Raw genomic sequence first — 20,260 nt, 5'->3', positions numbered from 1 at the left:
CCTTTCAATAGAGAAATTATCCAAGAAGCTGAAGAACTGCCTGTGGAGCTTGGTTAGCTTGCGCAAGCATTGCCTGAGAAGCCTGTCCAAGGATATTCGCACGAGTCATTTCCATTACTTCTTTAGCCATGTCAACGTCACGGATACGAGACTCAGCAGCCTGAAGGTTCTCAGAAGAGTTGTTCAGGTTAGAGATTGTGTGCTCAAGACGGTTTTGAGTTGCCCCAAGCTTAGAACGCTCAGAAGATACAGACTCAATCGCGTTGTTAAGAACTGTAATTGCCTTAGCAGCATTTTCGTGAGTAGAAACGTCAAGTGCTTTTTCAACACCAACGTTATCAGTACCATCAGTAACATCAGATGTAGATGTTAATGATACAGTTTCTACAACTCCCTCACGGTTTGTGAAAGATAGTTGGTCACCAGTACCACTGATTCCGAGTGCACTTGCTCTCATATCATTGATTGAGATGCTTAACGCCTGGTTCTGGTTAGCGCCAATTTGGAAACTTACTGATTTGTCTTCAACATTCTCAGTTGATGTTGTAGCAAACTGATGTACAAAAGATACACCTTCAGCATCTTCCATAGCCAGATCGAACTCAACTCCGTGAGCGTCATAAGAAAGCGTTCCACCAGCACTCAAAGCAGTAAATGTATCTTCACTCAATACATTTCCACTAGCGTCTTTGATGGTCACAGTTGCTCCTGCAGAGTTAGATGTTACTTCCAGCGAACTAGCATTTGCGAATGCACCTGCGTCTGTTGCATCAACTTCAAATCCTGTAATTTCAGGGTTCGTTCCACCTGCTGATACACCTACAACTGAACTAAAGCTGCTAGAAGTAGTTGCTTCAGTTGCAGCACTATCGATACCTGTGATCGAGATTCCTTGTCCTTCACCTAGCTTACTAAACTCTTCAGCTGTTAGAGTAAAACTTACTCCATGAGCGTCATAAGTGAAGTTACCATCTTCATCAACAGAGATGTCATCATTTGCTATTTCTAAAGTCCCGTTACCTGTAGTGGACGTTGAAAGGTTAACATTTAACTGGTCACCACTTCTCGTAATTGTGATTGTTCCCTGAGAAGATGAAATATTTTGCGAGAAATTACCACTAGTATCAATTGCAACTTCATTTTCAGTAGTACCATTCATGAATTTAGGAATGTTGTTAGTAGTTAATCCAGCTACTAACGTAACATTTGCATGACTGAATGTTGCAGCGCCTGTAGTAGATGCCAAAGAACTAGATGTAGTTGTAAATGTAGATGAAAGATTTCCATCAAGTAGCTTCTGAGTATTGAACTCTGTAGTATTACCGATACGGTTAATTTCAGAAGTAAGCTGGTTCATTTCCTTCTGGATTTCTTTACGGTCAACTTCAACGTTTGTATCGTTGGCAGCCTGTGTAGCAAGCTCACGCATACGCTGAAGGATGTTTTGTGTTTCCTGAAGTGCACCCTCAGCAGTCTGGATCATAGAGATACCGTCTTGTGAGTTACGTGATGCCTGGTCCAAACCGCGAACCTGTGCACGCATTTTTTCAGAGATCGCAAGACCTGCAGCGTCATCTCCTGCACGGTTAATACGAAGACCTGAAGATAGTTTTTCCATAGCTTTCTGTGCAGCACCCTGGTTGATGCCCATTTGGCGGTAAGTATTTAACGCCGGAATGTTATTGTTGATAATCATAAGTAAATTCCTCCCTGAATGTAAGGTTCCACGTCCTTGTGGCCCTGCAATATGTAACAGACGAACCGCTCGTCGGCCGACCGGCGTTCCGCTGCTACAATGTATATATCGGACGAAAAGCTGATCCTTTAATACTAAATATAAAAAATTCTTCATAAATAATTTTTAAGATTACGAGTGAAATTACAAAACAATAAATTTATAAGACTATTTATAATCCTTGTAGTTTTAACAAACACTTAGTGCCGGGTTATTCCGTAGACTCCTACGGCAGAGAAGCGACAGGTGAGACAGATGTGCGCAGCACAGCTGGCTCACCGCGCGGCCGTGGAAAGCGAAGGAATAACCCGGCACGGTTATTAAATACCACAAAAAAATGATCACCACAATTATTGTGATGATCACTTTTTTTGATTTAATAACTGACTAATATCAATCGTCTGTGACGCAGCACGACTGTTTTCTTCCTGAATGGAAACATAAATCTCCGTACGGAACACATCCACATCACCCGGGGCTTTGATCCCGATCTTCACCTGATCACCATCTATCCCGAGAACCTTCACTTCAATCTGATCCCCGATCATAATCGACTCATCTTTTTTTCTTCTGAGGATCAGCATCAGCGTTTCTCCTTTACAAGCGGACTTGTAATGAGGTGCTTTGTTGAATACTCAGACTGATTCAGGATAATCTGGCGTGCTTTTTTGTTTTTCTTATTTAACACGACAGGCGCCTGCAGGTTGGCTGTTGTGTTTTTAAAAGGATTTTGCACAGTCAAAATAGAAAAAATCATCACATCTGATTCCTGTTCGATACCGAGCTTTGCAATCGTCGTATCAGATAGCTGGATTTCGTAATCAGGATAGAAATCAAACGGATTCACGATGATAAAGGCAAGCTCCGGTTCCTTTTTTGACTGCATGACCGTGAAAGGTGACTGCTGATCAAGTGGAACTAAAACAAAATCCTTCTCAGCAGGAAATCCGGGAATCCCTTCCTCGAACGTCAGAGCCGGAAAATCAGTTTCATTTATTTCTCCGTGGTATTTCGTTTTCATCTTCTCATCCTATCCGTTGAGATTAATGTTTTTGCCTAGATAGTCAAAATCAATGGATGGCATTTGCTCCATATAAATAGAAGCAGACCATCTTGGAATGTCAATCTGTGGCCTGTTGACACTTGAATTAATAACAGGTGCATTCCGGCGGACATCAATGTTCACCTCTGATGGCTGGTAATCAATCTTCACGTCAAATGGTGTTTTTGGTATAAAGCCCATCACCATCTGTTTCATAGGTGGCGTGCCATTTTCTTTAGCAATGGCTGCGATCGCACCTCCACCGTTTTCAATCCTCATCATCTGATCACCCTGACGCGCACGTTTTTTAACGAGTTCAGGATATTCGGCCATGATTTTATCTACATATTCTTTAGCTCTGCGAAGTGGATCAAGACGATCCATAGCAGCAAATGCCTCCGTCTGATCGATCAAAAGTTTTGATGGTGTCGTCGAAATCGTCATATCCGCTTTTGGCTGCTTAATGTCCAGTGTCGCTTTTGGCTGCTTTATATTCATAACAGGCTGGTTATAGTTGATACCTGTTCTGGCATTGGTGATATTGTATTGCAGCATTGATGGGATCATACACTCACCTCATTTTTTATCGGAGAAAATCCATCAATGTAGGCTGGATAATCCGTGCGCTTGTAGAAAGGGTTGCACGTAAAAGTGTTTCTTCTGACAGCATATCGATGATCACACGTTCTGCATCAATATCTTCATTCTCAGACATAACACGTGTAGCCGTCACTTCCTGTTCTGACAGGCGCGTCTCAATCATTTCAACGCGGTTGTATTTCGCTCCAATATTTGCACGTTCAGCAACAAAAGCATCCATATGCCGGTCTAGTTTGCTTAGAAACGGACTGAGCTCCTCATTTGATTCGCCGGATTCAAGTTTATTTAACAAAACCTTCATATCCCCGAAAAAGGCTGGCGTAAAGACATCCTGAGGACGGATATTAACACCAAGTGAAATGCCCTTCATAATTTCAATTTCAACGGATTCGTTGTTTGAAGGGAGCATATTCTTTTGCATCAGAATTGTCTCATCCTCTTCAAGCACTGCACCTGCCTGATCGACAAAGTTTGTTCCATCGAATGCGATCGTTTTGGATGGATCATCTTTTCCGACATAAAGGCCTGCGCCATCATAGAAATAAGACTCTCCATCATAGCCGATCGCAATATCTTCAGGTGCAAATGTTCCATAATCAGCATGATCGACAAACACTTCCTCCGAATTATAAGGCTGTGTAATCGTATCTGTCCCATTGAAAATATACTGATTATTGACCTTAGTATTTGTAATCGTCCCCACATGTTCAATCAGCTGCGACACTTCATCTGAAATGGCACGGCGCTGATTTGCCTCATATGTATCATTTGATGCCTGAACGGTGAGTTCCCGCATTCTGGAGAGCGTTGCGCCAACTTTATCAAGCGACGTATCTGAGTTTTCAACCCAGCTGTATACCTGTGAAAGGTTTCGTTCAAGGTACTGGCGGGTTTCCGTCACCTCTGTACGGTAACGGATTCCCTTCATCGCCACGACCGGATCCTGGGAAGGTTTTGTGATTTTTTTACCTGTGTTCAGCTGATCCTGATACGTCTGCATTCTTTTATAGCTCTCACTTAAATGACGAAGCGAGTTATTGCTGAGCATGGATTGTGTAATTCTCATTTAATCAGTTCCCTCCCTTACCGGCCGACAAGGCCCATTCCATTAATGATTTTATCAAGCATTTCATCGACAACTGTAATATTACGCGAAGCAGCATTAAACGCCTGCTGGTATTTGATCATATTTGTCATTTCCTCATCGAGAGAAACAGAGCTGACTGAATCACGGTTACGTTGGATGGAATCAAGAAGAATCAGGTTGTTGCCACCGAGACGGTCCGCTTCAGACGTCTTAACCCCCATATTACCAATGACGCCCTGGTAATAGTTTGACACGCTCGTTTGCTGACCATTAAAACTCATCATGGCATCCTTGACCCTCGCCATTTCAAGAGCATTTCTTCCATTTCCGGAGAAAGCAACTCCCGGTGTTGCCTCTGATTCTGCTGCTGCGGCAATTCTTTCAGGATTGTTTGAAAGTTGATTGCTTAATTTAATGGCTGCGGCAAAACCTTTGAGTGAAGCCGGGTCAATAACTGGCACCTCATTTGGATCCATTGGATCAACTGGCGGAAGGTAGTTCATGCCGGTAAAAAAGTCTCTGTTTGTTTTCGTTCCTGATGTAATATCTTCAAGGCTGAATCCTGCCCGGTGAACTTTATTAAAAGCATCCGCAAAGTTAAAGGCAATCAGATCAATTTCATCCAGCATTTCCGGATAATTGCCCTTCACCTCAACGTTCTGATTTGTTGGATCCGTCGTGTCTGTAGTGTAACCAAAATTGTGGATATGCCCGAGCAGTGATCCCTGCGAAGTAAACTGGTTCATATCAAATGTTCGTTCAGCGTTAAAATTCCCATTCGCTGCAAAAGAACCTACGCTGACAGATACAACGTGATTTTTCGTGTCGTCCATCTGAACTTTAACCTGGTTTACCTGATCCACTTTGCCATCTACAAGAAAAGCCATTGGCTTGAGATTGGCATCCAGCAGCTCAATCGTGGCCTTGCCCTGTGCTGCTCCACCTGAATTTCCACCGCTGCTCGTATAGCTCACACGAATTGAAACGTGTTCAGACAGTTCGTCTACAAGCTTGTCACGCTGATCATAAAGATCGTTTGGCAAATAACCGTTCGGCTCAATATCACCAATCTGCTGATTTAAAGCATGGATCTGACGTAAAATACCGTTTACACCAAAGTTCGTATTATCAATCTGTGCACCGATATCCTTTTTATTGACAGATAGACGGTCGTTCAGATAATTAAACGTTTCGGCAACAGCCTGACCGCGCTGAAGTACGACAGCACGTGCTCCAGCATCCTCCGGGTTAACGGATAAATCTTCAAGAGAGGACCAGAACTGATCAAGAACCTTCGAAAGACCCTGATCGGAAGGTTCATTCATCACTTCTTCCATCCGGTGAAGCCCCTGTGCCTGTGAGCTCCAGTAGCCAAGCCCTGTATTTTGCTGACGGTACTGCATATCAAGAAATGTATCCCGGTAACGCTGAACGGCACCAGCTTCTACACCTGTACCAACCTGTCCCGGCATTTCAGGACGGTTCATCGCTGCAGTCGGGAATCCGTCTGTTGCTTTAAAGTCAATACGCTGACGGGAAAAGCCCGGCGTATTTGCATTGGCAATATTGTGGCCTGTTGTATACAGGGCACTCTGTTGTGTAAAAATGGCACGTTTTGCGGCTTCAAGCCCCTGGAAAGTTGCTCTCATTGAATAGTCCCTCCGTTATCCTCAGGTACGGGAATCAAACATTGACTGATTCATCCGCTGCGGTTTTCTCTTCATATTTGAATAGTTCATCGTATCGTTTTTTGGACGAAGCATATTAATTGTCATATTGACAAACTGTAGTGAAGTAATTGTTAATTCTCTATTCAGTTCATTCTGCTGTGCCAGATTTGCTACAGCCAGTATCAATTCATCACGTTTTTGCTCCAAATGCTGTTTTAACAAAGGTTCGGCTTCTTCAATAATGTCAGCAAGTGTTGCATTGTCTTTGCTGATAAAAGAAGAAGCCTGTTCCATACGTCTTTTTTCCAATGTCTGAATGGCCGCTACATATGTCTGTTCTTTTTTCAGGATCACCTGTAGTTCAGATACATCTTTATTTTTCAGAACATCTGCTTTCTCTTCAGCCACTTTCAGAAAATCCTGATGTAACTGAATCAGCTGGTCAAGGGTTTCAAGTAGTGGTTTGCTCATGTGGGGACTCCTTTATATTAGCTTCTGAAAAACTTAAGAAGATCTTCAGCGGTTTTTTTCGGATCTGCCTTATAAGTGCCGTTCTCAACCTCCGATTTCAGCTGATCGACTTTCTCCCTGCGCTCAGCCTGAATACGTCCATTACCGAGTAATTCTTTTGCCTGATTGGAAATCTCAAGCTTATCCGTTGTTTTCTGCTTCTGTGCTTCCGCCTGCTCCACCTTCGCCTGCTGGCGTTTGTACGGATTGATCGCACTATTATTTAACGGATTAATTTTCATTGATTTCACCTGCTTTCCTTGAACTAAAGGTTATCGTTATTAAGTATATCGGCAATTTAAAAATAAATTAAAGACGCATGGGGAAATTAGAAAAAAAGTCCCATGCGCCTTCTATTAACGATCCCGGTTTGAAAGATATGTTTTCTTACCCGATTTTTCAACAGCTTCTCTAAATGCTACGTTTGAATCATGCTGCTTCAAATCATTTTTAATATTATCCGTACAAGTTCTGCAAAGTTTCCCCTGCGTGATCAGCGTCCCGCAGTTATCACACGGATAACCGAGTCCGGGAAACTGGGCAGGGTGTAATCTGCGCTTACGAACCCATTTATATAGAAGGCTCGAGTCAGCTCCAGTCACTTCCTCAATCCGTTCCATCGTAGCAGCACGATTCTCACGCTGCCTGAGAAAACGGTACACAATCTCAAATAATTCCTCCTCCTGTTTATGACAGGAAGGACACACATCCCGCAAACCATTAAAGTTGAAAATCGCATCACATTTCGGGCAATTACGCAGTTCAGCCATAAAAAAGCCCTCCTTCGATTCTTTTCTTCAGTATATATCAAAAGGCAGATAAGTGGAAGGTGGGTTATAGGACTTTATCAGTAATTACTTTTTATCAGCGTCCAATAGTCAGCGAATAAATCCTGTCTGCCCCTGCACGTTTTAATGTCCATGCTGCATGACGTATGGTTGTGCCCGTTGTGTACAGGTCGTCAACGATTAAAATGGATTGACCTCTAACATGCTCATCCGTTTTAAAAGGATTTTGTCCGGTATGTCTGTCTCGTTTATTCTTTTTTGCCTGCGACCTACCCTGATCATTCATCCGCTGAAGAAACGGCTGAAAAAGAATTCCTGCTTCAGCCAAAAATGCTTCCGTCTGATTAAATCCCCTTTCTTTAAGCTTTTGTTCACTAAGAGGAACAGGCACAATCAAGTCTATTCCCTTTAATTTTTTCACAGTCTGTCTCATCTCTTTCTGGAAGCATCCTGCCAGAGCATAGTCACCACTGTATTTCAACGTTTTAATTAACTCCTTCAGCTCGTCATTGTATTCATATATTGCGAAGTTTTTATCAAGAACCTTTCCATAAACCGGATGTCTCGCCCATCTCTCACAATCTTCACAGGCATCAGTCAATACGTCCATTTTTCGTGAGCAAAGACTGCATTTATGATCATCATCAATTCTGACAAGTTTTCGTCTGCATCTTTCACAAAACGGATCGGGATCCGGAGGTGAAAACAAGTCCGACCAGCCAATATCTACAGCCAATCTCTCGTGACATACGAGGCACCTCATTGTCAGAGCCCTTCCTTCAACAAACCGAGCTTTCCCGCTTCTTCATTCATGCTATTAATCTGCCGGATCGCTCTCATCATATGATTCGTGAGCCCACAGTGAAAAAACGTCACATTACCTGTCGGAAAATCCTGATCACGGCCCACCCGCCCAGCAATCTGAACAAGCGCACTGTCTGTAAAAACCGCTTCGTCAGCTCCCACAACCGCCACATGCACATTGGAAAAAGTTACGCCTCTCTCTAAAATCGTCGTCGTCAAAAGTACCTTCACCTCTCCTTTTCTAAATTGCATCACCTTTTCATTCCGCAACGGGTCCTCGGCATGAACAGATGGAATCCCAAGAATACGCGAATAGTGCTCCATTGATTCAACATCAGGCATAAAAACAAGTGCTTTTGGATGTGCCAAAAGCCACTTTATTAAGGCAGGATCGATCTTGTCTTTTTTGATTGTCTTCTTCCAGTTGCCGAGCCATTTCGTTTGTGGAACGGGGAGTTGATGACCGTGATAACGTGCCGGAATGCGAACAATCCGGTCTAATTTTATATTTCTGGAAGGGGTAGCGCTTAGGTAAATAAGAGAGGAATCCGGTTTGCGGGCATTTTCCACGGCTTTTTGAAGCGATTGATCAGCAGAATAAGGGTAGGCATCCACTTCATCAATGATCATCACATCAAACGCATCGCGAAAACGAAATAACTGGTTAGTCGTCGCAATAGTAAGATGCGCAAATGACAGCCTGTCCTCGCTGCCTCCATACAAGGATTCAATATCAGCTGTCGGGAAAGCCTGCTTTAAACGCGGGGCCAGCTCCTGAACAACATCTCGTCTCGGTGTTGCAAGACAAATACGAAGTCCAAGCCGCATCGCCTGCTCGATTGCGGGAAATAAAATCTCTGTTTTACCAGCACCGCAAACAGCATGGACAAGTATTGATTTTTTAGATTGAATGGATTCTTTTATAAGATGAGCTGCTCTTAACTGAGGCGGTGAAAGGGTGCCCTGCCAATGGAGAATTGGTTCACTCGGAGATGATTTCTTGTAAGGTTGTTCAATCCATAAGAGGACGGATGTACAGGCGGATGCTTTTCCGACACTTATACAGTTGCGGCAGTAAAAACATCTTTTATTGCATTTGGCGCATGGGTGACTGCCAAACAAATAAGATTTAGTATTTCCGCACCGCATGCACGTTTTATTATCAATCGCTGGTTTCTTTTGGAGTGAGGTTAAATCTTCAGTGGGGAAAAGTGCTCTGACTTCGCTTTCTAACAACTGTCTGCCCGTGAGGTGGGCCTGGAGAGTGGACATGGAGACCTCCTGGTTCGATTATTTGTACTTAATAGAAAGAGGGGGGAATACATAGTTGATTGCAGCGGAAGGCGGCGACTCCAGCGGGAGGAAGCCGGAAAGGTGAGACCTGGGCTCACCTCCGGCCCCGCGGAAAGCGTCCGCCTGCAGCGGAAATCAACGGTTCAAATATTACTTTTTCATCCACCCAAGCCCCATCGATCCTTCCCCTAAATGGGTACCGATCACCGGACCAAAGTGGCTGATGCGGAATGATACGTTCGGAAGCTCTGCGCTGATCTCATCTTTCCACTCAATCGCTTCCTGTTCGCGATTCGCATGAATAATGACTGCCTGCAGTGCTTCGTGCTTTTGAGCATCTTCTTTTAGAAGATCGACAATCCGCTTCATCGCCTTTTTACGCGTACGGATTTTTTCAAATGGTTCAATCTTTGTATCAACAAAATGCAGCAACGGTTTTACTTGAAGTAGGCTTCCAATAATGGCCTGCGCGTTGGATAAACGTCCTCCGCGCTGCAGATGGCTGAGATTATCAACCATAAAGTAGGCACGGGTTGTTTCTTTCAGATCATTGAGCCTCGCAAGAATTTCCTGTGCACCCGCTCCATTCTGCGCCATTTCAGCCGCCTCAATAACAAACATTCCCTGCACCATACAGGAGATTTCTGAGTCAAATGGATAAACGGTAATGTCATCCACCATTTCACCTGCCTGCACAGCACCGCTGAACGTACCGCTGATGCCGCTGGACAGATGAATGGAAATGACTTCATTGTAATCCTTAGCAAGCTCTTCAAAAAGCGCCGCGAATCTTCCGACAGGAGGCTGTGAGGTCGTCGGCAGATCCCCGTCTCCTCGCACTGCTTCATAAAATTCATCTGTCGTCAGGTCTACTTCTTCCTCATAAGTCTCACCGTTAATAATGACACACAATGGAACCATGTGGATGGAGAGCCTCTCACGCAGTTCTTTCGGTATGTATGCCGTACTGTCAGTCACAATCGCTGTCTTCATCCAACCATCCTTATCTATCTCTCAATTCTTCATCTCATATGAAGTTTCGTATATGACACTTGTCATATACTATTCTATCTTAAGAAGATGAAGCATGCATTAATTTTATGAAACAGAATGGCCTGGCTTCTCCATTACCTTATGGATCAATAATCAGACCCGATGTTTTAAAATCTTCTCACGATAAAATTTCTCACATTCTTTTAAAGACATCGGTTTGAAATAATAATAGCCCTGCATATGGCGACAGCCATTTTCCTGCAGAAAATCACGCTGTTCCGCGGTTTCAACCCCTTCAGCCAAAACATCCAGTCGAAGACTGTCTGCAAGCTTAATAATAGATACCAAAATCGCTTCACCTTTTTGATCCACATGAATCTGATCCGTAAAATGCTTATCGATCTTTATTTTATCGAGCGGGAACTTATTTAAATAAGACAGCGTGGAATATCCCGTTCCGAAATCGTCAATCGCCACCCGTACTCCGAGCTCTCTTAATCGCTCAAGCGCCTGTATACTTTCACGGTGGGAAAACAGCTGAATATTTTCGGTGATTTCAATTTCGACCTGATGATAGGAAATCTCATGCTTTTGTATAACCTCTTCCAAAAAGCGCATAAATGAACGGTTTCGAATGAGCAAAGACGAAATGTTAAATGCAATCGTTCCGTCAAAGTGGTAGGTTTTCTTCCATTGTGCAAACTGATGAAGACAGGTATCAAGCTGATGCCTGGTCAATTTATCCATCATGCCTGATGATTCTGCGACCGGGATAAATTCCGCCGGTGAAACCGTACCGAGTACAGGATGCTCCCATCTTGCCAGTACTTCCACGCCGGTAATCCAATTATTCAGAGAATCCACCTGAGGCTGAAAAACGAAAGCCAGCTCGCCACGCTCCACAATTTTTTTCAATTCCTGCTGAATAATTAAATCCCTGGAAATACTCTGATGCATATCAGGATCATAGCGTACTGCCCGAAGCTTCTGTTTCTTTTTCGCTTCATACATGGCGATATCCGCTTTATCAATCAGCGTATCCGTCAGGCTGCCGTCCTTCGGAAAAGAGCTGACCCCTACACTTGGGTCAACATGAATATCAGGACAATTCTCGAAAACAAACGCCTGATTAAATGCCCCGATAATCTGATTCCCGACAGCATCAATCTCAGAATCATTCAGATCTTGCGGTACAACGATCAAATATTCATCACCGCCAAGACGTGTAACCTCTGTATCTATATCCATACATTTCTGCAAACGGAGACCGACTTTAACGATTAATTGATCCCCGATATCATGGCCATACAAATCATTAATAATTTTAAACTGATTCAGATCAATAAAAAATATAGAGAATGGCTGATCCTTGGATATGTATTTTTTCATACACTCATAGGCGTAACGTCTGTTTGGTAGAGCAGACAAATAATCGGTGTGGGCAGACTGCCATAAAGACTGCTCCATTTTCTTCAGTTCATTAATATTCCTGAAATAAATGGAAATTCCACCATGTTTATTAGGGTAAACATGTACCTGGTACCAGTGATCCCGCGGCTCAAAATACGACTCGAACTGAATGGTAACCTGATCATGAAATGCCCTTAAATAATTCTCCTCAAATTCACTGCCTCTTAAACGGGGAAACTCCTTCCAAAGATTTTTCCCGATCAGATCGGTACGATGGCAATGTAAAAACTTTTCCGCTTCACGATTAATATAGGTCATTCTCCATTCGTGATCTACGGAAAAAAAAGCGTCATTCATTCTTTCAAGCACATCTTCAACCGATTCATCAACGGTCAATGACGGACTCTTCACAGTCAGAAACGACAGAACAGATTGGTCATTCAACAGCATAAATGACATCTCTCCATCCCTGTTTTCCGTTAAGGAAACAGGAATTTTTAATTCATGGTGCCGGTTAACTTTTATGGCGGATAATATAGAAGAATGAAGCTCCTGATGATCATGGCTGAGCATCATATCCCAATCTTTAAGATAAGAAAGAAGCTCACTCCACCTATCATTGCAGGCAAGCTTTTTTCCATTATGGCTGTAAATACAAACAGGCATCTTTATAAGATCAACCATGTCCTGGTACATAAAGTATCACTCCAATGATCTTTAATAAGTAAATTGAACTACTTACTATATCGGTCAGCAAATAAATATTTAAACATTTTTTACAATAAGAGGCTGAATCAACCGCTCATCCGCGTTGGTCCAGCCTCTTATGCTCTAATCTGCTAACTTAGTGCCTGATATTCACCGTGTTCTTTCATCGAAATGTAACCGTGTTCATTTTGAGTAACTTCAAAAGACTGATAGCTTTTTTCAAGTATCTTTTTATTTTTACCTATTTCAAGAACGGTTCCTTCAAATGCGTGATGACCTCTGATAAAGCCCCCGGCAGAAACACAAAGGTGTGTTGGAGTACCACTGACAGCACCTGCTTCATTGAACACAATGCCGCGTTTTGCATATGCTTTTCCACCCCTGAAGCTGCCGTTAATCACAATTGTGCCTTCTGCTTCCAGCTGGGCATTCACACAGCTGTCACCTTTTATCGTAATATCTCCGGCAGAAACCAAATCACTGTTAATCACGCTGAGGCATTCAATATCACTCGGTTTACTTTCATGAAAATGCTGCATCAGTTTATTGAGATCTGACTTCAGCTCCTCAAGATCACTGAAGTCAACCGCAGACTCACTTGTCTGAAGAAAATATTGATAAAGATTCCCCATCACTTTTTGAAACGGTTCCGGAAATTCCTCGCGGTCATGGTTTGAAACCTGATGAAGGGATTGGACCGAACCTTTTAAACCCTGGAAGTTTGCATCAATCAGAAGCTCTAGAATCGGAGAAACGCCCCTGTTCAGCTGCTGGATTTCAAGATATTTCGCAGATCCCTTCACCTGTTGAAGTGTCAGCTCTAATCTGTTTAATTCATCTTTGATCACCTTAAGGAGCTCTCCGGCCTTTTTAAAGCGGTTTTCATGCCCCGTGGTAACCCGGGATGTAATAATATGACCCTTGATCACAACTGAATCCCCCGCCAGACAGGTCGCCTGATTTATGCTTTTATTTACAGTAATATCACCGCTTGCCTCTACCTTCATTCCGGTCTGAACGCTTCCTTTTACCTCAACATTTCCTTTATAGACAATGTTCCCTGATTCAAGTCCAACATCACCGTCCACAAAGTAGGTGTTTTCAACACCAATCTCATACATATTCTTCTTCTTTTTTATAGACGGTCTGCCAGCGATTTCAGCAACAATCAGGGACCCATCCATTCTGACACCCGGCTTCAGCATACATGTGACAGGATTGACTGATCTTGGTTCAAGCGGCTGCTTGAAAATATCGTATCCAGCTTGTCCCGGTATCGGTTCCTTTACTTCCCCGAGAATATCTCCAGACTCTACCGCAGGAAGTGTATTACGTTCGCGGAAGTTCATTTTTCCTTTTTCATCAGAAGTGAATATTTCTTTTATTTCTGTTTGAATTTGAAAATCTATGGCACCATCAATCCCGGCCACAGGATACAACCCCCCTGCAATTTTGTGCCTTCCAGCAGTAGGATTTGCCAGTATTTCATTTACAAGATTTACATCAATATCAACCTTAATTTCTTTTTGTCGAAGCCCTTCCATCAGTTCTTCCACTGTGATATCTGCATGATTGAATGTACGTTCAATCATTTTCACATTTAAGTGGCTGGAAGGTGTGGCATCGGCCATAGATCTTTCAATCACTACTTTTGGAGATAAGGAGAGGTAAACTGTCATATTCAATTCATCTGTCTCGATTGACCATTTTTGCGGAATAAATTCAGATTGAAGTTTAATACGATAGCTGTGACCTTCTTTCAACAGGACTGTTTTTTCCTGCAGTTCCATATCATCCTGAATGATGACTTCATCGTGCGGTATGGTTAAATAGGGGGAGTTTTGACTTGAAGCATTAAAGTGAAGCTGTCCGTTTTGAATCCAGGCTAATCCATCCTGCGGGGGAGTATGTGAAGTATCATTCCTGGTGTCTTCTGCTTTAACATCGATTTTAACGATCGCTTTCTTAGAAGAAAAAAAACTTTTTTGAGGCTGTTGAATGATGGTGATCTCAACCGCTTCTTTTGATACATTTAATTCCTTTAATCCTGACTCAATGGCCTCTTCAATTGTTCTTCCATTTGAGAGTACCGAATCCATTTCCGTCACCGCCTTCTCTTATTATGACTTTATACCCTTATATGACCCCTCTTCCACTAATCATAAAAGACTATTTTCACCTTAATTATATTTCTAAATATTCAAAAAATCAACTCTATATTGGAAGATATAAGAATTGTTTTATCTTTTTTTACGTACAAGTTTAACTAGTTTAAATAATTGCTATGTACTGATCATTCACTCAAACTGCTGCAGGTTTTACCATTCGGGACAGCTTTAACAATCTTCGTGCTTCGTCCTCCAAAAAAGTTTTTCAAACGAAAAAAGAAGCTGATTTAGAAAATCTCAGCTCCTTTGCTTATTTTATATTATCCAAGCCCCTCAATATCAAAATCAACCCGCAAATTTTCACGAAAGTGACCAAGCTTGGTATGAAGATGTCCAAGTGCAACACGAAAGTGACCAAGCTCAAACCAAATGTGTCCAAATAGCTGCCCCAAGTGACCAAACCGCCACCAGATTGATTAATAAAATCCGATCACGTTAAACATATGCTGACAATAGCAACGTCATCTTTTCTCTCAAGCTCTGAAATCAACTCAGCAAAATGCGAGAAAATATTATCCGCCTTATTCATTTCAGAAATAAGAAATTTTTCGCCTTCTGACAGCCTCATGGATAATGAGTCTGTTAATCCGTCTGTATAAAGCAGAATATTCGTTTCCCCTGCCCACTGGATTGTTGTACTCTGGACATTCGGTTCTGTTAATAAACCAATTGGAACGAGAGAACTTTTTAGCAACGTGAACTGCTGACCATCCAGAAGGACTCCGCCTGGCTGACCGGCATTAAAATAAGACAGCGATTTTTGTCTCGTATCAATCAAAAGATAAATGCCTGTACAGAAAAAATTACGGTATCCCTGTCCGGACTTAAAGAATAATTGAAACTGTTTATTCAGCTCAAGATACACTTTTTCAGGTTCCTGAAATTCTGTAATAATCCTCTCAAGCATCGAGCGGATCGCCATGCTGATCATGCCTGACGACAGACCGTGCCCCATGATATCAAGCAGAATAATACCTGTACGGTGCTCATCAATTTCATACCATGCATACAAATCTCCTGACAGCTGATCTGACGCAAGATAAAAGCCTTTAACGATAATCTGATCTTTCACAATCGGATCAAGCAGCACTCTTCTCTGAATCGTTTTGGCCATCTCCAATTCTTTAAGCTGACGCAGCTCCATCACTTTTCTTTCTGTTACATCAAAATGAGTAATGATCGCACCAGAAATAACATGGTCTTCCGATTCTGTTAAAGCCGTCACATTCATGGCGAACCATTTTTTGTCCCTAATCGTATGACAGGGGTATTCGATCTGGACATTTTCTTTCGTTCCATCCAGGACTTCCCGGATAGATGCCACCGTTTGCCTGTCACAAACTGCAAAATAATCCGCACCGGCTGAGAGCTTTTCAGGATCACCACCATTTTCCTTTGCGTACTTTTTCCATGCTCTGTTGACCTTGATAATCCGGCCGGATTGATTGATCACTGCTACGTGGTGGGTCAGGGATTCCACAATCGTCTCACTGATCTTTTCCATTGAAGCCGTTGGTCCTTTTTTCATCGTGCGATCATTGCGACGGACATCTTTACTTTCCGCCGCGCCGCTCATCGGATAAATGTATTCCTTCCGAGAATTTCCGGGATCTGCAACAATTCGAAAACTTCCATTACATCTTCTCTTACCCGTTTAATGTAAACACCCTTCCCTTCAGCTTTAAGGGACTGTACTAAGGTTAAAAGCAGTCCCATTCCAGATGAATCCACAAAACGGACGTCCTGAAATTCAATCGCAATTCTGTCAAATTTCTGTAAAAGATCAGTCAGCTCAATTTCTATGAGCTCCGTTGTATCAATATCAAGGTCCCCATCAAAATAAACCGTAGCTGACGGACCTGTTTGATCAATCGTATAATGCAGCATTGTTTTCCTCCTCTCCTGATCAGCGAAGCTCAATCATTCCTTTGGCATTCAGCCTGGCTTTCAAACCGGAATAATCCTGTGTCAAAACAATTTTCCGATTTCCGATACGGAGAATGGTCCCTTCAAGTGCGTTTGCAATTTTAATGACCGCACCCGACGGGACTGCAAGATTGGTTGGTGTTCCGCTTTCAGCACCTGTTTCACCAATATACATTCCTTTTTCAGCGTAGGCCTCACCGCCTCTTAACGAACCGTTAATCGTCATAAATCCACCGGAATGGATACGGGAGTGAATACAGCTTTGACCGCTGATATAAAGATCTCCACCGGCATGAATCCGGCTGTTCAGTACGTTCGTACACTCAATCGTCGATCTTGATTCATCAAACATCTCTGACTCTTCATGTAACGCTCCGAGATGATGAGATAAATGTGTAAATACTTCTATGGAAACAGCTTTGGTTGACAGTGTAAGAAATAAATTAGAGATTTGTTCAGCCGTTTCTTTCCAGCGTTCGTCATCCAGCTTGGCTCTGCCTTCCCTGACAAGCTGTACATAAAGCTTAGCCCGCGGTATAAAATCATTAAATTTCTTTTCCAGCAAGATTCTGACAAGCGGCTGTAGACCGCCTTTGGGAAAGTCGGTGGTCTTAAAACTCGGTGAATTAATCAGTTGAATGATGACCGCGATAATCCTGTCAATGTCCTGTTTTAAGGCTCCTGTAAGCATCGCCAGCTTTGAAGTAATCATATTATTCTTTCCTGCAGACACATCAGAGGCTGTGATGTTTCCGGTCACCGTAATGGATCCCGTCGCCGTGCAAACCGATCCCTGAATATTCTTTCCAATCACAAGGTTCCCCTGGGCTTCGACCTTCATACCTGTATCTATTTCACCCGTAATTTCAATATCCCCTAAGAAGGAGATATTACCGGATGAGAGATTTACATCCCCATTATGTAGCAGCTTAGGCATGATCGAGATCTTAATCAGCTGACCCTTGGATTCAATATGAGGCCTTCCGAATTCCTTCGCTACGACATGGTCGCCGATTAATTTCACTCCTTTTCCAAGCCTTAACACAATCGGAAAAACAGGCTTGGGCGGGAGAGATTCACTATATACAGAATAGCCGGCTGACCCTTCTTCAGGGGGATGAACTAACGCGATAATTTCACCTGTGTCAATCATCGGAAACACTTTCGTTTCCCTGAAATTCACTTTACCGTGTTCACCTTCTTTTAATCCCTCTTTTACATCCGTATCCACCTTTAACTCCAGCCATCCATCTTTTCCTTCAACCGGTGCTACACCTCTTGCGATCGTGTAATCAGAAGGTTCTTCATTTCGCAGCGCTCTTAACAATTCAATCCGATCAATATTTTGAAGGATAGACCTTTCCTGCATTGCTTCTTTAATCATGGGCTCTGTTAAAGTCTGTTTTATCGTCTTTTCTTCTGTGCAGGTCAGCGTCAGCTGCGGAAGCGGCTCTAAATCATCAATGGTTCTTTTAATCGTGTACCCGGGATTCACATGTAAAAAAGCTTTCAGCTTATCCTGTGTCACTTCAAGAGACCATTCTGTTTCTTTCTCCTCGTCAAAGGCTTCAAGCCTGTAATCATCCTTAGGTGAAAGAATGATTACAGGTTCTTCAACTAGTTCGTGATTCCTGAAAAGACGAATGCCTTTTGTCATGGATACGACAGGAAGCTTCTCAGTTCCTGGCTGCATCATCAATTTTCCGTCCTTCACCCAGACTGAACCATTTTTAAGGAGCAGTTCCTCACTTGAATGATCCGGTGTTTTTTTCATCTCAGGCTGTTGGATTTCAATCTTATCGATATCCAGTTCCTCAACAAATGATTCTGCTTTACTGAACCAGTCGTCTGATGCAGTGTGCAACTCTTTTTCAGGCGGGATCATTTGCACCTGATCCTGTTGAACCTGTGTGGCTTTTTCAGCTGTAACAGCCGTTTCGAGTTTGGTCAGTCTTACTATCGCTTCTTTTGATCCAATCTTCATAAATCCTTTTGATGGGGCCTGGAGAATTTCTATATTGACTTCTTTTTTAGTGACTTCCATCAGATCTATGCCAATCTGAACTGCTTCCTGTATACTTTTCCCCTTGGCTACAACACTTTGCATGATTGTCACCTGCCTGTATCAAATTAAATAGCGTCTATTGTCATTCCACCCTGAAAGTATCAATGAGTTCGAGCATTTCCTGTGACGTATCTGCGAGCTCCTCTGCCTGATGATGCAGTGATTTCAGGGTGTTATTGACTGTTATTGCTGCCTCTGCAGCAGCCGTTGATTTTGATTCCACAAGCTGTTTAATCGATTTAACCTTCTGCAGATAATTCGACTGATTTTGAGAAGGGGCGTACATTTTGATAAAATTTTCTGCGTCCTGTAAAAGTAATAAAGCCTCCTCTTTTTCATGACGATTGATCAGCGCGGTTTCCACCGTGATCTCTGACAGGCGGTCTGCAGAGTAAACGGTTTCCTTCTCCAGCAGGACAGACATCCGCTGAGTCTGAAGTGTATAGTTGCCGGCTGCCGACATCATCTTATTCCAGCGGCTCGACATGCGATTCAGACTGAGAGACAGTCTGCCAAGTTCTCCTTTGTCCCTAAGGGAACTTCTCGCAGTCAAATCCCCACCTTCCAATTTCGAAACCTGATTAATCAGCTCCTGGATCATCGAGGATATTTTGTTAAAAAACCTGATGATCAAAAACACAAACAGGGTAATCGTTAATAAACGTAAAGCAAGAAAAATGAGTGCATTTCTATATACAGGCAAATAAATAGAGGATCGATCCAGTGAAAAGTAAACAGCTGTCGATTCATCTTTTGAGAGAAAAACGCGATGATACATATCTCCTGTTTCTGCTGATGTTGAACCAAGTCGATTCAGGCCACTATGCTTTAACGTTGTGACTGAACCTGAGATCAGTAACCAGTCTCCATCCGTTCCTCTTGAAAAAACAGCTGCCTCCTTCAACACCGGAATGCTATCTTTCATCTCATCAATGACGGAATCAGTTCCCGTAATTTCTTCTATTAGAAGGCGGTCTTCCATCACAGGTGTTAGATAGATGTGTAACGCTCCATTGCTGTAATTAACTTTATCAGCGGACTCACCGCCAATTGAAGATAACATTGCAGGCGTGGACTGATCTGAATTGAAGACGAGAGAGTCTCCGCTCACATTGTCTATGACCTCAATCTGCTCCAGATTGAAATCATTTAATAATTCATTTGCAGAATCTTCAGTCAGACTATTAAATCCGATCCGATCAATTTCCGTATAAATAAGCTGGGCTGTAACGTCCAAGGTCCGATCCAGCTGCTGATTCATGGAACCAGCCACTTTTTCAGACTGTTCAAGTCTTGATAAGAACTCCTGGGAAACAAAATCAGCATATAGTTCTGTGTTTTTTTCCACTTGCTGGTTGATCATAACGAGCTGAATACTGAATGATATAACTGCTACAATCACTACAGCACCGAACGTCCAATAGAGGAATTGTTTTCTCAATGGTGTATATTTATTCATCC

The 20,260-nt window shown here is 42.7% G+C and carries 19 protein-coding genes; all 19 read right to left on the bottom strand.

What is annotated here, in order from left to right; all coding sequences use genetic code 11:
* Positions 1 to 16: 16 nt before the first annotated feature.
* A complete protein-coding gene (locus tag E2491_RS17790; protein ID WP_134375961.1) occupies positions 17 to 1,696 on the bottom strand; it encodes a flagellin N-terminal helical domain-containing protein in 1,680 nt (559 codons plus the stop codon).
* Between the two features lie 401 nt (positions 1,697 to 2,097).
* Positions 2,098 to 2,319: a carbon storage regulator CsrA gene (gene csrA / locus E2491_RS11455; RefSeq protein ID WP_134375788.1), complete on the bottom strand. Its 222-nt coding sequence runs from the start codon at positions 2,317 to 2,319 to the stop codon at positions 2,098 to 2,100.
* The gene (fliW, locus tag E2491_RS11450; RefSeq protein WP_134375787.1) at positions 2,319 to 2,756 is read right to left on the bottom strand and encodes a flagellar assembly protein FliW; all 438 of its coding nucleotides are present in this window, start codon (positions 2,754 to 2,756) and stop codon (positions 2,319 to 2,321) included. Before fliW ends, csrA begins: the two co-directional genes overlap by 1 nt.
* A 9-nt stretch (positions 2,757 to 2,765) precedes the next feature.
* Positions 2,766 to 3,344 (bottom strand): DUF6470 family protein, encoded by a 579-nt coding sequence (locus E2491_RS11445; protein WP_134375786.1) that lies wholly within the window; start codon positions 3,342 to 3,344, stop codon positions 2,766 to 2,768.
* Positions 3,345 to 3,360: 16 nt separating this feature from the next.
* Positions 3,361 to 4,443, bottom strand: coding sequence for a flagellar hook-associated protein FlgL (flgL, locus tag E2491_RS11440; protein WP_134375785.1), 1,083 nt, complete (start codon positions 4,441 to 4,443; stop codon positions 3,361 to 3,363).
* Positions 4,444 to 4,460: 17 nt separating this feature from the next.
* On the bottom strand, positions 4,461 to 6,113 hold the full coding sequence (gene flgK, locus E2491_RS11435; protein ID WP_134375784.1) for a flagellar hook-associated protein FlgK: 1,653 nt from the start codon (positions 6,111 to 6,113) through the stop codon (positions 4,461 to 4,463).
* A 21-nt stretch (positions 6,114 to 6,134) separates the two neighbouring features.
* Entirely contained in the window at positions 6,135 to 6,605 is a 471-nt protein-coding gene (locus E2491_RS11430; RefSeq protein WP_134375783.1) for a flagellar protein FlgN, read from the bottom strand.
* Positions 6,606 to 6,622: 17 nt separating this feature from the next.
* A complete protein-coding gene (gene flgM, locus E2491_RS11425; RefSeq protein WP_134375782.1) occupies positions 6,623 to 6,886 on the bottom strand; it encodes a flagellar biosynthesis anti-sigma factor FlgM in 264 nt (87 codons plus the stop codon).
* A 114-nt stretch (positions 6,887 to 7,000) separates the two neighbouring features.
* Entirely contained in the window at positions 7,001 to 7,414 is a 414-nt protein-coding gene (locus E2491_RS11420; RefSeq protein WP_134375781.1) for a TIGR03826 family flagellar region protein, read from the bottom strand.
* Between the two features lie 94 nt (positions 7,415 to 7,508).
* Entirely contained in the window at positions 7,509 to 8,195 is a 687-nt protein-coding gene (locus tag E2491_RS11415; protein ID WP_134375780.1) for a ComF family protein, read from the bottom strand.
* 2 nt (positions 8,196 to 8,197) lie between these two features.
* Complete coding sequence (locus tag E2491_RS11410) at positions 8,198 to 9,508, bottom strand: ATP-dependent helicase ComFA (protein ID WP_134375779.1); 1,311 nt, start codon at positions 9,506 to 9,508, stop codon at positions 8,198 to 8,200.
* Positions 9,509 to 9,679: 171 nt separating this feature from the next.
* Complete coding sequence (locus E2491_RS11405; protein WP_134375778.1) at positions 9,680 to 10,522, bottom strand: DegV family protein; 843 nt, start codon at positions 10,520 to 10,522, stop codon at positions 9,680 to 9,682.
* Positions 10,523 to 10,675: 153 nt separating this feature from the next.
* Positions 10,676 to 12,628 (bottom strand): putative bifunctional diguanylate cyclase/phosphodiesterase, encoded by a 1,953-nt coding sequence (locus tag E2491_RS11400; RefSeq protein WP_134375777.1) that lies wholly within the window; start codon positions 12,626 to 12,628, stop codon positions 10,676 to 10,678.
* 143 nt (positions 12,629 to 12,771) lie between these two features.
* On the bottom strand, positions 12,772 to 14,739 hold the full coding sequence (locus E2491_RS11395; protein ID WP_134375776.1) for a FapA family protein: 1,968 nt from the start codon (positions 14,737 to 14,739) through the stop codon (positions 12,772 to 12,774).
* A gap of 329 nt (positions 14,740 to 15,068) precedes the next feature.
* The gene (locus tag E2491_RS17740) at positions 15,069 to 15,200 is read right to left on the bottom strand and encodes a hypothetical protein (RefSeq protein ID WP_256369354.1); all 132 of its coding nucleotides are present in this window, start codon (positions 15,198 to 15,200) and stop codon (positions 15,069 to 15,071) included.
* A 38-nt stretch (positions 15,201 to 15,238) separates the two neighbouring features.
* Positions 15,239 to 16,384, bottom strand: a complete 1,146-nt coding sequence (locus tag E2491_RS11390) for a SpoIIE family protein phosphatase (protein ID WP_134375775.1) — start codon at positions 16,382 to 16,384, stop codon at positions 15,239 to 15,241.
* Positions 16,381 to 16,695, bottom strand: a complete 315-nt coding sequence (locus tag E2491_RS11385; RefSeq protein ID WP_134375774.1) for an STAS domain-containing protein — start codon at positions 16,693 to 16,695, stop codon at positions 16,381 to 16,383. The genes E2491_RS11390 and E2491_RS11385 overlap by 4 nt, the downstream gene beginning before the upstream one ends.
* 19 nt (positions 16,696 to 16,714) lie before the next feature.
* On the bottom strand, positions 16,715 to 18,841 hold the full coding sequence (locus tag E2491_RS11380; RefSeq protein ID WP_134375773.1) for a FapA family protein: 2,127 nt from the start codon (positions 18,839 to 18,841) through the stop codon (positions 16,715 to 16,717).
* Positions 18,842 to 18,881: 40 nt separating this feature from the next.
* Entirely contained in the window at positions 18,882 to 20,258 is a 1,377-nt protein-coding gene (locus E2491_RS11375; protein WP_134375772.1) for a HAMP domain-containing protein, read from the bottom strand.
* Between the last annotated feature and the right edge of the window lie 2 nt (positions 20,259 to 20,260).

The organism is Jeotgalibacillus sp. R-1-5s-1, from assembly GCF_004405105.1.
In the GTDB taxonomy this organism is placed as follows: Bacteria; Bacillota; Bacilli; order Bacillales; family Jeotgalibacillaceae; genus Jeotgalibacillus.
Note: the sequence above shows the minus strand (reverse complement) of the source record. Positions and strands in the feature narration are given on the sequence as shown.